General features: G+C 57.2%; 11 protein-coding genes and 1 riboswitch. Of the genes, 9 read left to right on the top strand and 2 right to left on the bottom strand.

The window, feature by feature from the left end:
• Positions 1-33: 33 nt before the first annotated feature.
• Both FOI68_RS11175 and FOI68_RS11170 read left to right on the top strand, forming a co-directional pair.
• Entirely contained in the window at positions 34-1,359 is a 1,326-nt protein-coding gene (locus tag FOI68_RS11175; protein WP_255433434.1) for an ABC transporter substrate-binding protein, read from the top strand.
• 14 nt (positions 1,360-1,373) lie between these two features.
• On the top strand, positions 1,374-2,093 hold the full coding sequence (locus FOI68_RS11170) for a glycerophosphodiester phosphodiesterase (RefSeq protein ID WP_143863219.1): 720 nt from the start codon (positions 1,374-1,376) through the stop codon (positions 2,091-2,093).
• Between the two features lie 110 nt (positions 2,094-2,203).
• Here the strand turns inward: FOI68_RS11170 and FOI68_RS11165 are convergent, their stop codons facing one another.
• A complete protein-coding gene (locus tag FOI68_RS11165) occupies positions 2,204-4,192 on the bottom strand; it encodes a methyl-accepting chemotaxis protein (protein WP_143863218.1) in 1,989 nt (662 codons plus the stop codon).
• A gap of 95 nt (positions 4,193-4,287) precedes the next feature.
• Positions 4,288-5,910 carry a gamma-glutamyltransferase gene (gene ggt / locus FOI68_RS11160; protein ID WP_255433442.1) on the bottom strand — a complete coding sequence of 541 codons (1,623 nt, stop codon included), beginning with the start codon at positions 5,908-5,910 and terminating at the stop codon, positions 4,288-4,290.
• Positions 5,911-6,159: 249 nt separating this feature from the next.
• Positions 6,160-6,249, bottom strand: a riboswitch (cyclic di-GMP riboswitch).
• A 285-nt stretch (positions 6,250-6,534) separates the two neighbouring features.
• Here ggt and FOI68_RS11155 point away from each other — a divergent pair.
• The 7 genes from FOI68_RS11155 to FOI68_RS11130 all read left to right on the top strand — a co-directional run bounded on the left by FOI68_RS11155 (position 6,535) and on the right by FOI68_RS11130 (position 12,759).
• A complete protein-coding gene (locus tag FOI68_RS11155; protein ID WP_143863216.1) occupies positions 6,535-7,134 on the top strand; it encodes an SET domain-containing protein in 600 nt (199 codons plus the stop codon).
• A 95-nt stretch (positions 7,135-7,229) separates the two neighbouring features.
• On the top strand, positions 7,230-8,900 hold the full coding sequence (locus tag FOI68_RS11150) for a glutamine--tRNA ligase/YqeY domain fusion protein (RefSeq protein WP_370512122.1): 1,671 nt from the start codon (positions 7,230-7,232) through the stop codon (positions 8,898-8,900).
• A gap of 188 nt (positions 8,901-9,088) precedes the next feature.
• The gene (locus FOI68_RS11145) at positions 9,089-10,420 is read left to right on the top strand and encodes an APC family permease (protein WP_143863215.1); all 1,332 of its coding nucleotides are present in this window, start codon (positions 9,089-9,091) and stop codon (positions 10,418-10,420) included.
• Between the two features lie 24 nt (positions 10,421-10,444).
• A complete protein-coding gene (locus FOI68_RS24255) occupies positions 10,445-10,612 on the top strand; it encodes a putative holin-like toxin (protein WP_370512123.1) in 168 nt (55 codons plus the stop codon).
• Positions 10,613-10,922: 310 nt separating this feature from the next.
• On the top strand, positions 10,923-11,591 hold the full coding sequence (locus FOI68_RS11140; protein ID WP_185973926.1) for a TetR/AcrR family transcriptional regulator: 669 nt from the start codon (positions 10,923-10,925) through the stop codon (positions 11,589-11,591).
• A gap of 108 nt (positions 11,592-11,699) precedes the next feature.
• The gene (locus FOI68_RS11135; protein ID WP_143863213.1) at positions 11,700-12,158 is read left to right on the top strand and encodes a hypothetical protein; all 459 of its coding nucleotides are present in this window, start codon (positions 11,700-11,702) and stop codon (positions 12,156-12,158) included.
• Positions 12,159-12,171: 13 nt separating this feature from the next.
• Positions 12,172-12,759 carry an NAD(P)H-dependent oxidoreductase gene (locus FOI68_RS11130; protein ID WP_143863212.1) on the top strand — a complete coding sequence of 196 codons (588 nt, stop codon included), beginning with the start codon at positions 12,172-12,174 and terminating at the stop codon, positions 12,757-12,759.
• Positions 12,760-12,792: the final 33 nt, after the last annotated feature.

The raw sequence follows: 12,792 nt of genomic DNA, 5'->3' as shown, positions 1-12,792 counted from the left end.
TTTCTTCCCGATCAGAAAAAGGAGGTATGCATGGTGAAAAAGGTTCAAGTATCCATACTGGCGTGCGTTTTGACCGTGACGGCCGTACTGGCCGGGTGCAGCGGCAAGCAGGAGGCGGCTGGCGGACAGAAGTCCGGTTCCGGAAGCGGCGGCCAGCAGCAGACAGCCGATGCCGGAAAGCCCGTGGAAATCGACTTTTGGTACGCGCTGGGCGGCCGCAACGGCGAAGTGATCGAAGAGATGGTCAAACAATTCAACGACACGCACAAAGGCATCGTCGTCAAGCCGTCCTATCAAGGCAGCTACTATGAAAACCACGCCAAGGTGCTGGCCGCCGTCTCAGCCGGAAACCAGCCCGACGTGACGATGGTGGAGATCGCTTCGGTGGGCGCGTTTGCCGACGCCAAGGTGCTGCAGGACCTGGGGCCCTACGCGAACGGGGAGGAAGACAAATACATTCCCGGCCTGATGGGCAACTCCTACTGGAACGACAAGCTGTACGCCGTGCCGTTCAACCGTTCCACCCCGCTCTTGTACGTCAATCGCGACAAGCTGAAAGCGGCCGGGTTGGATCCCGACGGTCCGAAGACCTGGGAGGAACTGCGCCGGTACGCCAAGGCCCTGACCAAAAAAGAAGGCGGCAAGACGACGACCTACGGCTTCTCCACGCCGATCGACATCTGGTTCTACGAAGCGCTGGTCTTTGAGAGCGGCGGAACCATCCTGAGCGAAGACGGCAAGAGCGTGGCGCTCGACAACGAAGCGGGAAAAGCGCCGCTGGAGTTCTGGAGCAGCCTGCTGAAAGAAGGTGTGATGAAGGCTCCGCCGGGCGAAAAATACAACGCCTGGGACGTGGCCAAGCAGGATTTCCTCAACCAGCAGGTGGCCATGATCTTTACATCGACCGGAGACCTGCATTCGCTCAAGGAGAACGCCACGTTTGAAGTAGGGGCGGCTTTCCTGCCGGCCAACAAGCGTTACGGGGTGCCGACTGGCGGCGCCAACCTGGTGATGCTCGCCAAGTCTTCGGATGAGGAGAAAAAGGCGGCATGGGAATTCATCAAATGGATGACGGACACCCCGCAGACGATTCGTTGGTCGCTGGAAACCGGGTACATGCCGGTGACGAAGGAAGCGGTCGAGTCGGACGAGATGAAAGCAGCATACCAGAAAGAGCCGAACTTCCAGGTGGCGGTCAAACAACTGGAGTACGCCCAACCGCGTCCGATGGTCCCCGGCTATAAGGAACTGCAGGAAGTCATCATGACGGAGATCCAGCGGGCCGTGCTGAAACAGGCGACCGTAGACGAAGCGATTGCCAAGGTTGTGGAAAAAGGCGAGAAACTGCTGAAAAAGTAGCGAGGTGACGTTGCATGAACGTCTGCATGGCGCATCGCGGCTGGTCGGGCAAGGCGCCCGAAAACACCATGACGGCCATTCGGCTCGCGCTGGCGGAACCGGCCATTCGCGCGATTGAGGTGGACGTGCAGCTTTCCAAGGACGGCGTGCCAGTCCTGTTCCACGATTTTTCGCTGGAGAGGACGACCAACGGCAGCGGACGGGTGCAGGATATGACGCTGGCGGAACTGCGTGAGCTTGACGCGGGGAGCTGGTTTGACGAGCGCTTTGCCGGCGAGCGGATTCCCGCGCTGGAAGAGGTGCTGGCTGCCGCGAAGGGACGATGCACGCTGAACATTGAGCTGAAAACGGCGGCCGACATGCATCCCGGACTGGCGGAACGCGTGCTGACGCTGCTGGACCGGCACGGGATGAAGCGGGATGTGTACCTCACCTCGTTTGACCACGAGCTCATCCGGCAGGTGCGGCGGCTGGACGCCGAGGTCAAGACCGGGCTGATCGTATACGGACGGCCGGTCATGATCCTGGAACAACTGCGGCAGGCGGGAGCGGACATGCTCTCCATGTCCTATCCGTTTCTCACCCGGGAGTTGGCCCGCGAGGCGATCGACCAGGGGTTTGGCGTCATCGCCTGGACGGTGGACGACCCGGAGGCGATCCGCACGATCATGAAGTGGCATCCGCAGGTGCAAATCTGCACCAACCATCCGGACCGGATGCTGGCCCTTCGCTGAGCATCGAATCACAGCGGCCGTGAGGAATTGTCCTCACGGCTGCGGTTTGCGTCGGGACAGCCGGGGAGCAGAAAAAGGCACCGCTGCACGGGTGCCTTTTTCCGTTTTGCTTATATCTTAAAGCGTTTGACGTGGGCCTGCAGCTCTTCGGCGATTCTCGCCAGCGAGCTGGCGGAAGAAGTGACTTCCTCCATGGAGGCCAACTGCTCCTCGGTGGCGGCGGAGACGCTTTGCGTTCCTTCTGCGGAATTTTCCGCCACTTCGGCGATTTGGGTGACCAACTGGACGACCTGTTCCGTACCTGCGGTCATCTGGCGGGAGTGGTCTTTTACTTTCTGGATCTGGTCGGCCGTGTGGGTCACGGAATCCTGAATCTGTTCAAACGACTTGCCGGCTTCGTTGACGACCTCGATCCCGAGCGCCACTTCTTTTGTCCCTTTTTCCATGGATTGAACGGCCAGGTCCGATTCCTGCTGGATGGCCAGAATGAGCTGTTCGATCTGCTGGGCGGACTGGGCCGATTGTTCCGCCAGTTTGCGGACTTCGTTCGCCACGACGGCAAATCCCCGTCCCTGTTCGCCGGCCCGCGCCGCTTCGATGGCGGCATTGAGCGACAACAGGTTGGTCTGCTCGGCGATGTCGGTGATCACCTGGACGATTTGACCGATCTCCTGGGAACTGTCACCCAGCCGTTTGACGATGCGGGCGATCTGGTTGACCGTCTCGTTGATGGACTGCATTTGCTGCGCGACGGTTTGGATGGTCTGGTTGCCGTCGATCGCGATTTGCGAAGCCCTGAGGGCGGAATCTGCCGCGTTTTCCGCACTGGCGGCAATTTGCTGAACCCCGGAGGACACCTCCTGGATCGCGCGGACGCTTTCCTCCACGCTTTGCACCTGCCGCTCCGCGCCGTACGCCACCTCCTGGATGGTCGTGGCGATCTGCTCGGTGGCCTTGCTCGTGTGTTCGGCGTTTACGGTCAGCTCTTCCGCGGACGCAGCCAAATTTTCGGCGCTGGCGTTCACCTGCTGGATGATGGTGCGCAGATTTTCCACCATGGCGTTTACGGCCCGGGACAGTTGGCCGATTTCATCCTGCGTGCGGATGCGGAGCGGCTCCACCGTCAGTTCTCCATCGGAGATGCGTTTGGTCACGGTGGCCACTTCCTTGATCGGCCGCGTGATCCGGAGCGACACGGCGAATGCGATCGCGATCACAAGAGCGCTGACGATGACCACAATGACGGCGATGTTGCTGTTGAGAGCGGTCACGGCCGACGTAATGGATTGGACGGGGATATGCAGGAACAAGCCGTACTTCGTTTTCGCAATAGGCGCATAGGCGACCATGTACTCGCTGCCGGCGTCGCTGTAGGTATAGGAGGCCGTCTCGGTGCCGCCTTTCTTGAGGATCTCGGCCAACCCCTGCGGCAGGCCGGCTTCATCCACCGCTTTGCCGATCAGCTCTTTGTTGGGATGGGCTTGAATCAGCCCTTTGTTGTCCACGAGAATGGCGTACCCGCCGCTGCCCAGGTTGAGATTTTGCAGGAAGGTATCGGTAAACTGGTCAACGTTGACGAGACCGGTCAGGACGCCGAGAATTTGGCCGCTTTGGCTCTTGACGGGGGAGGCGACGACGATGGATCGCTTGCCGGTCGTCTTGGCGATCACGATATCGGAATAGCTGGATTTTCCGGCCATCCCGTCCTTGAAAAACGGCCGTTCGGACAAGTCGATGCCGACGCTTTTCGGAAACGTGTCGGCGGACACTTTCCCGTCCGGAGAGATGAAGGTGTTGCCGTCGAAGATCTTCATTTCCTCGGTGAACGAGCGGATGAACAGGTTTTTCGCGGCAGCGTCCGTCGATTGGATGTCCGACGAGCGGGCCAGCACCTGAACCTCCGTCATCCGTCTGTCCAGGTATTGATCCATCGCGATGGCGGTGCTTTGGGCGAGGTCGATGTAGGACTGCCGCTGCTTGTCCGTGATGATTGCCGAACTGCTGGTGGTGATGTACAGGGAGGTGCCGATGAGTGGAATGATCGCTACGACAAGAAACCAAACAATGAGTTTGTTTCGAAGTTTGCCGAAGACAAACACGAGGGAATTCCTCCTTTTATGATGAGGCCTGTTCGAACGTCTGAAGCGTGAAAGCATTCAGACTGCCGGGAACATTCCCGGCAGTCTGGAGTGAATCAATATCCGAGTGCTGCTCCTTCTCCGCGCGGATCGGCGCCGCCAAACTTCACGTTGGTGACGGGATCGATCAGAATCGCCCCGGATTGGCCCATTTGATCCGTGTAGGCGGCTTCCAGTTTCTCGACCGGGTGACCGCGTTTGATCAGTTCGTCCAGGACGTCCTGCGGAATCCGGCTTTCCACCTTGAGGTTGTTGGAAGAAGCGCCCCAGTTGCGTCCGTGCAGCCATCTCGGCGCTTCGATCGCGTCCTGTACGCTGAAGCCGAAATCGACGATGCGGGTCACCAGGGCGGCCTGGGTCTGAGGCTGTCCTTCCCCGCCTTGGGTTCCGTAGAGGAGGTAGGGCTTGTCTCCTTTAAACAGCATCGCCGGATTGATGGTGTTGAAGGTGCGCTTGCCCGGCTCCAACCGGTTGATGTGGTTCGGATCCAGGGAGAAGTAGCTGCCGCGGTTTTGCAGCAGTACGCCGGTGCCTTTGGCGACGATGCCGGAGCCCCAGTCGAAGTAGTGGCTTTGAATCATCGAAACGGCGTTGCCGTCCTTGTCGACGACGCCGAGCCAGACGGTGTCCCCCTTCGGATCGAGCGGCTCCACGGTTTTGGCTGCCTGTTTCATGTCGATGCGCTTGGCCAATTCTTGTCCGTGCTCTTTGGACAGCAGGTAATCCAGCGGAATGTCGGCAAACTCAGGGTCGGTCAGCCATTTGTCACGGTCGGCAAAGGCTTGCTTGGTCGCTTCGACAATCACGTGGTAGTAGTCGGGGGTGCCTTCGCCCATGCTCTTCAGATCGAAGTTGTTCAGGATGTTGAGAATGGAGAGCGAGGCCATCCCTTGCGAGTTGGGCGGCACGTTGTACGCCTTGTACCCGCGGTAGTCGACGGAAATCGGCTTTGCCCAGGTGGCGGTGTGTGTTTCAAAGTCTTTCAGGGTGAGCAGGCCGCCGTTTTTCTGCACGTCGTCGACAATTTTCTTGGCGATTTCGCCTTTGTAGAATCCGTCCGCCCCTTTTTTGGCGATCACTTTCAAGGTTTCCGCCAGGTCTTTTTGCTTCATGATTTCGCCGGCCTGGTACGGCTCGCCGTTGGGCTTCAGGTAGATTTTGCGGAACTCTTCGAAGCGCTGCAGATTTTTCAGTTCGTTGTCGGTCGGATCGGTCGCGTACTTGGTCCAGTACACCTGGTTGGGAGAGACGGGATAGCCTTTTTCGGCGTATTCGATCGCCGGTTCCAGCAGCTTGTTCCACGGGATCTTGCTGCCGCTCATCTCCTTGTGGGCGTAGTTGTACGCTTCCCACCAGCCGGAAACGACTCCGGGGACGGTGTTGGCGGCCAGGTAACCGCGGGACGGGATTTTATCGTACCCTTTGCTCTTGTAGAACTCGATGGTCGCTTTCTCCCCGGCACGGCCGCTGCCGTTCAGGGCGCGCAGTTCTTTCGTTTTTGCGTTGTAGATCAGCCAGAAGTTGTCTCCGCCGATGCTGGTGTAGTGGGGATAGACGACGGTCAGCGTGGAAGCCGCCGCGATCGCGGCATCTACCGCGTTTCCGCCCTCCTGCAGCGTCTTCAGTGCAGCAGCGGTAGCCAGGTAGTGCGGCGAGGTAACCATGCCGTTCGGCGACATGGAGGTTGGACGGTTGGCGGCATTTCCCGCCGGTGCGAAGGCGGACAGGCTTAAAACGCCGGCCAGACCCAGCGCGCTGATTTTTGTCCAGAACTTTTTCACAATCGTTCCTCCTTTGTCTTGTTGTAGAAGCGAGTTGCGATGGATGGTCCGTACGTCTGGCGCTTCACCTCCCCCTATGGCCTGCAACCGCTTGTTTACATAAAAAGACCGATGACATAGGATCATCGGTCTGTCCTACATCAATACTTCGGTAACTGGCTGGCGTGTCCGCACGCGGCGGAGGTAGCCCCTGTAGCTTTGCGCCGCCGGGTTTCCCCGGGTTTGCCGTTTCGATATCAATGGCTGGTCTTGAAATTCAGAAAACGGGAAATGAGACCATCCTCATTTCATCCCGCGGTGCAAGCAGTCCAATCGACTTGGAAAAATCACATCTCCTTTCATTAGATCGGTAAAAACGTCCCGATGTTTAATAATAAAATGAAAAAATTCTGTTGTATTTGTGACCATCGTCCGATCCTCCCTCTCTTGGCGGAAAACTTTTTTCTCTGCACACACCCGAGCCGGCCGGACTGCTTATGATGTAGAAAACAGGGCCGCTTCGCCAAGGAGGGAAATGAGACGATGATGCATCCGGATACGGAACTGCGGTATATTCATGATGAAATCGGGTACGGAGTCTTTGCCACCAAGCTGATTCCCAAGGGAACCATCGTCTGGGTGCTGGACGATCTCGATCAGGTATTGGACCCGTCTTACGTGGAATCGCTTGATCCGCTGCGCAAGCAGGACGTGTTGAAATACTCGTTTCGCAATCAGCATGGAGCGTACATTCTCTGCTGGGATAAGGCCCGCTTCGTCAACCACAGCTTTCACGCCAACTGCGTCGGCACGGCCTACGATCTGGAGCTGGCCGCCCGGGACATTCAGCCCGGTGAACAGCTTACCGACGATTACGGAACGCTCAATCTGGACGAACCGTTTGACTGCCTGCCGGAAACGGGCACCGACCGGGTCAGGGTGATGCCGGACGATCTGCTGCGCTATCACGCGTACTGGGATGCCCTAGCCAGCGAAGCGTTCCGCCAGTTTGCCCGCGTTCCGCAGCCGCTCGCCCATCTGGTGCGCCCGCAGCATCTGGAGAAGATTCTGGCTGTCGTCGAACAGCGCAAGCCGCTGGATTCCATCGTGAACATCTACTACGACCGGCTGCTGCAGCGGTAAGTGCCCCGGCGGTGTGCGGCGGGACGGGGGAGGCCCGATTTGTTGAACTCTCGATGAGGAATCAGTATTATTGAATGTAAAGGTGAAGTGAAAGGTTGATTCAATTGGAAAACAAGTCGGCATCATCCAACTTTATCCGCAACATCGTCATCGAGGATTTGCAGGCGGGACGAGTGAAAGAAGTCGTTACCCGTTTCCCTCCGGAACCGAACGGGTATCTCCATATCGGGCATGCCAAATCCATCTGCCTGAACTTTGAGCTGGCTGACGAGTTCAAGGGCAGAACCAACCTGCGCTTTGACGACACCAATCCGCTGAAAGAAGACACCGAGTACGTGGAAGCGATCAAGGAAGACGTCAAATGGCTGGGTTTTGAGTGGGACGGTCTGTATTTCGCTTCCGACTACTTTGAGGAAATGTACAATCGCGCGGTGCTGCTGATCAAAAAAGGCAAGGCGTACGTCGACGACCTCTCCGCCGAGGAAATCCGCAAAACGCGGGGGACGTTGACGGAGCCGGGCACGGAGAGTCCGTACCGCAACCGTTCGGTGGAGGAAAACCTGGACCTGTTCCAGCGGATGCGCAACGGCGAGTTCAAGGACGGCGAAAAAGTGCTGCGCGCCAAAATCGACATGAGCTCGCCGAACATCAACCTGCGCGACCCGGTGCTCTACCGGATCGCCCATGCCACCCATCACAACACGGGAGACAAGTGGTGCATCTACCCGATGTACGACTTTGCCCACCCGCTGGAAGACGCCATCGAAGGCGTGACCCACTCGCTCTGCTCGCTCGAGTTTGAAGACCATCGTCCGCTCTACGACTGGGTCATTCGCGAGTGCGAGATGGAGCACGTGCCACGCCAGTATGAATTTGCCCGTTTGAACATGACCAACACGGTGATGAGCAAACGCAAGCTGAAAATGCTGGTGGACGAAAAAATCGTGGACGGATGGGACGACCCGCGGATGCCCACCATCGCCGGACTGCGCCGCCGCGGCTACACGCCGGAAGCGATCCGGGCGTTTGCGCGGGAAATCGGCGTCTCCCGCAGCAACAGCGTGGTGGACGCGAAGATGCTGGAGCATTTCATCCGCGAAGACCTGAAGCTGAAGGCGCCGCGCACGATGGCCGTGCTGCGCCCGCTGAAAGTGGTCATCACCAACTATCCGGAAGGCCAGGTGGAGATGCTGGACGCGGAAAACAACCCGGAAAATCCCGCGATGGGCATCAGACAAATCCCGTTTTCCCGCGAGATTTACATCGAGCAGGATGACTTCATGGAAAATCCGCCGAGCAAGTACTTCCGCCTGTTCCCGGGCAACGAAGTGCGGCTGAAGCACGCCTACTTCATCAAGTGCCACGACGTGATCAAGGACGAACAGGGGAACGTGGTGGAACTGCACTGCACGTACGACCCGGAGACGAAGAGTGGCACCGGGTTCACCGGCCGGAAAGTGAAGGGGACCATCCATTGGGTGGACGCCAAGCACGCCGTTCCGGCGGAGTTTCGCCTGTATGAACCGCTCATTCTGGACGGGCAGGAGGACGGCGATTCGTTCTTGGAAAACATCAATCCCAACTCGCTGGAAACGCTGCACGGCTTTGTCGAGCCCAACCTGAAGGACAGCAAGCCGCACGACAAGTTCCAGTTCTTCCGCCACGGCTACTTCAACGTCGATCCGAAGTACACGACCCCGGACAAACTGGTGTTCAACCGGATCGTTTCGCTGAAAAGTTCGTTTGAACTGCCGAAGCAGGGATAATTTCGAGCATAAGTGGAAAGGCTGTTAACGCGGTTAACAGCTTTTTCCATATTCTTGGGGACCCCGCCGGGTGCAGCATGCGCTCACCTGGGCGGGGGATTTTTTTGAGTGGGGCAGTCCGAAAAGTGTGGATATTTTTTCATCTAACTGTATAATAATTCATGTCATCTTTCGGAGGGGGACTGCCCATGCAACAGCAATCAGAGCTTCACCGCAGTTTAAAACTGTGGCACATCGTCGTTATCGGCCTCGGATACATGGCGCCGATGGCAGTGTTTGACACGTACGGCATCGTCGCGGAGGAGACGGGCGGTCACGTCCCGGCCGCCTATCTGCTCACCCTGCTGGCCATTTTGTTTACGGCGGCGAGCTATGGCAAAATGGTCCGGGTGTTTCCTTCCGCCGGTTCCGCCTACACGTACGCGCAGCAGACGTTTCACCCCTACGTGGGCTTTCTGGTCGGGTGGGCGTCGCTGTTGGACTATTTGTTTTTGCCGATGATCAACGCCCTGTTGACCGGTGTCTACCTGTCGGCGGTGTTTCCGGAAATACCGGCGCGGCTGTGGATCGTCGGGTTTGTCATCCTGATCACCGCGCTGAACGTGATGCGGGTGACCGTAACGGCCACCGTCAATTCGCTCCTGGTCTTGTTTCAGGTGTCCGTCGTGGCCGTCTTCGCCGCGCTGGCGGTCAGAGGCTTGCTGCACGGTGAAGGGATCGGCCAGGTGTTTGCCGTCCAGCCGTTTTACTCACCGGACATGTCCGCCGCCGCCCTGCTTGCGGGCGCGTCCATTCTCTGTTTCTCGTTTCTGGGCTTTGACGCCGTCACGACGCTGGCGGAGGAGACGAAGGACGCGGCCAACACCATCCCGCGGGGCATTATCCTCGTGGCGCTGGCCGGGGGTGCGCTGTTTGTGACGGCTTCCTACTTCACGCAGTCGCTGTTTCCCGACGTGAGCGTCTTCGCCGACCCGGAAGCGGCCTCGGCCGAGATTGCGCTGCACATCGGCGGTGCGGTGTTTCAACTCGTCTTCCTGGCGGCGGCCCTCTCGTCGACGCTGGCGTCCGGCCTCGTGTCGGTAACCAGCGTGACCCGGCTGCTGTACGCCATGGGGAGGGACGGGTACCTTCCGGAAAAGTGGTTCGGCTACGTCCATCCCCGCCTGCAGACACCTCTGCTCAACGTGCTGCTGATCGGGGCACTGATGCTGAGCGCACTGTTTTTGGATTTGCTCACCGCTACGTCGTTCATCAATTTTGGGGCGCTGATCGCGTTTACCTTTGTCAATCTGTGCGTAATCGCCCACTACACCGGCAAACGGCGCGGGCTGTCGGGCTGGTGGAGCTATTTCGTCTCCCCGCTGATCGGGGCCGGCTTTGTCGCGTTTTTATGGGTCCACCTGGAGGCCAAGTCGATGCAGCTCGGCTTGGTTTGGACAGCGATTGGAGCGATGTATCTGGTGTACCTGGTGAAAATCAAGCGGGTGGCCGTTCGGAAGCTGAGCTTTGACGAGAGCTGAACCAGTCTCAATTTTTTGAGTTCTGTGGTATCATTTACCTGTACAATAGGTTCGGCTCCCAAGGGTGGTCGGCTCACTCTCTATCCCACACGGGAAGGGGGTGAGAACGTGACAGTATACGAGGCGATTTCGCTCATGCTGACATTTGGGCTGTTAATCGTGGCCGTACTGTCCTTCCACAAAAAGAAGTAGACCACCCTTGGACTTGGTAGGCTAAGGTGGTCTACTCGCAATTACATGAGCCGCCCCCTTGTGGGGAACGTCTATTGTACCGACCGTCGGTGCGGCAACACCGGCGGTCGTGTTAGTTTATGCAGTTTCTGTTGTTATTAGGATAGACAACGCTGAGTGATAAGTCAACATGTACAGACCGTCTGCATACACGTTTCCCCCCGATCTCAGCAGCGTGATTGTGGAACGAGAGAGGTTCGACCTGCCGGATATGCTCGATTCCGGTCACGTTATTTGATGAAAAGACTTCTTTTGGATGGCAGCATATCCCATGGAATATCTTGACAACCAACACACAGATGATATATTGGTTGTACAACCAACCAAAAATGAATGGGGATCCGGAATGAAACCAAGAGCAGGTAATACGCGAGCCCAATTGATTGAAGCGGCTTATAAGGTTCTCGCCGAAAAGGGATACGAAAACTGCTCCGTCAAGGACATTGCTCGTGAGGCAGGCGTGTCGCCCGGCTTGGTGCACTACCACTTTGCAAACAAGGAAGACCTTTTGGTGTCTGTTGTCAAAGAAGCGGCAAATGAGTACTGCCAACAGATGAGACATCTACGGGAAACAGTCGCTGAAGACAAACTTGCCGACGCTGCGCTGGCGGAGTCGATGGAGCGAACGAAGAGCAAGGCGGATTGGTACAAGCTGCGATATGAATTGTATGTTCTTGGCTTGCGAAATCCCGCGATTCAGTCCGGGGTGAAAGAGCTTTTCGCAAGGGGACGAGAGGGAATCGAAGAGACAATCCAAACGGTGGCAGGAAAACCGCTGCCAAATGGGGCTGAGATGTCCGCCATTTTGTTCGCCTGTTTTGAAGGACTGGCCTTGCAGTCTTTCGTTGATTCGGAGTTTGACCTTGAAGGTGCTTACCGAATCCTTGGCCAAATGGTCAAACAATTCTTGCAAACGCAATCGGAACGTGAGCGGACATGACATGGGTCGTGCCGCTGCGAGGCTTGGAAGGTATGTGTGTGTTGTTAGGAGTGCAGGTTTCTTCTGTATTGGTTGGTCATACAACCAAAAAATAATGGAGGTGTTACCATGTTGAATCTGGTTCTGGCAGCAATGGAACGATTGGCACTGACTGTGATCGTCGGCGGAGGGGTTGTCATGGCCGCTGGTGTCCGTCCTCTCCTTCTGTCCATTTTGGCGAAGCCGGAACAACCGGTTTTGGTTGAAACCGTTGAGGGGCTCTCGATCAGCGTGTGGAACCGATACAACCGATTTGCCTTATGGGCGGCCATTGTCGTTGCGGTCGTTGATCTTGTGCGTATCTTTACGGGTCTGGCTTTTTCCTGGTGGCATGTGGGTCTGATCCTTACAATCTTAGTGGCTCTGCTTGGAAAGTTATCGATCGATCAGACACTGAAAACGCGGCTGCAAGATGCCGGCGCTGAAGCTGTCGGCAGTGCCGAGCAGCGTGCTGGACACCGGCGGGTTGAGTTTCTCTCGGTCGTCATTCTTGTTTTGGCTGTGTTGTTGGTCATCCTGCCGTTCTGACGGAGGCATCCAGATGAATGTGTTGATTGTCTACGCACACCCGAATCCGAATAGTTTGAATGCTGCCATCTTGAAGGAAGTGGAGCGCGGCCTGCAAGAGGCCGGCCACGTGTATACGGTCATCGATCTATACCAGGACAACTTTCAGCCGGTACTGGTGTACAATGACAGCATCCGGCGCAGCGACCTCAAGAACGATCCGGAAACGGCGCGTTATCGTGAGCTGGTGCGGCAGGCCGATCATCTCATCTTCATTTATCCCGTTTGGTGGTATGGTGTCCCGGCGATTCTGAAGGGGTTCTTCGATCGCGTGTTTGTCTCGGGATTCGCCTATCACTACGAGGGGATGGTGCCAAAGGGATTGCTCAACGGAAAATCGGCATGGGTGTTCTATACGATTGACTCTCCCGGATGGTATGTCAGACTAGTTCGCCGCAGCGTCGAATGGAGGGTCATGAGAGATGCGATCCTCGCGTTTTGCGGAATACGAAAGGTCAAGAGATTCATGTTTGCCGGCGTCAAAAGGAGCAGCCAAAAGCGACGTCAAAAATGGCTGGCATCCGTCTATCATCAGGTGCGTTTTGGACTCAGGGAATCATGATGAAGAATCGGTTATCCCGGGGGTCGATCCCCG

The organism is Brevibacillus sp. LEMMJ03 (genome assembly GCF_007197875.1).
GTDB classification, from domain to species: domain Bacteria; phylum Bacillota; class Bacilli; order Brevibacillales; family Brevibacillaceae; genus Brevibacillus; species Brevibacillus thermoruber.
The sequence above is the reverse complement of the archived record's forward strand: the minus strand, read 5'-3'. Positions and strand labels throughout refer to the sequence as shown.

Coding starts and splice junctions, on each gene's coding strand:
- FOI68_RS11170 (WP_143863219.1), top strand. CDS start 1,374: ATGAACGTCTGCATGGCGCATCGCGGCTGGTCGGGCAAGGCGCCCGAA.
- ggt (WP_255433442.1), bottom strand. CDS start 5,910: ATGTCGCCGAACGGCATGGTTACCTCGCCGCACTACCTGGCTACCGCT.
- FOI68_RS11155 (WP_143863216.1), top strand. CDS start 6,535: ATGATGCATCCGGATACGGAACTGCGGTATATTCATGATGAAATCGGG.
- FOI68_RS11145 (WP_143863215.1), top strand. CDS start 9,089: ATGCAACAGCAATCAGAGCTTCACCGCAGTTTAAAACTGTGGCACATC.
- FOI68_RS11140 (WP_185973926.1), top strand. CDS start 10,923: ATGGAATATCTTGACAACCAACACACAGATGATATATTGGTTGTACAA.
- FOI68_RS11135 (WP_143863213.1), top strand. CDS start 11,700: ATGTTGAATCTGGTTCTGGCAGCAATGGAACGATTGGCACTGACTGTG.
- FOI68_RS11130 (WP_143863212.1), top strand. CDS start 12,172: ATGAATGTGTTGATTGTCTACGCACACCCGAATCCGAATAGTTTGAAT.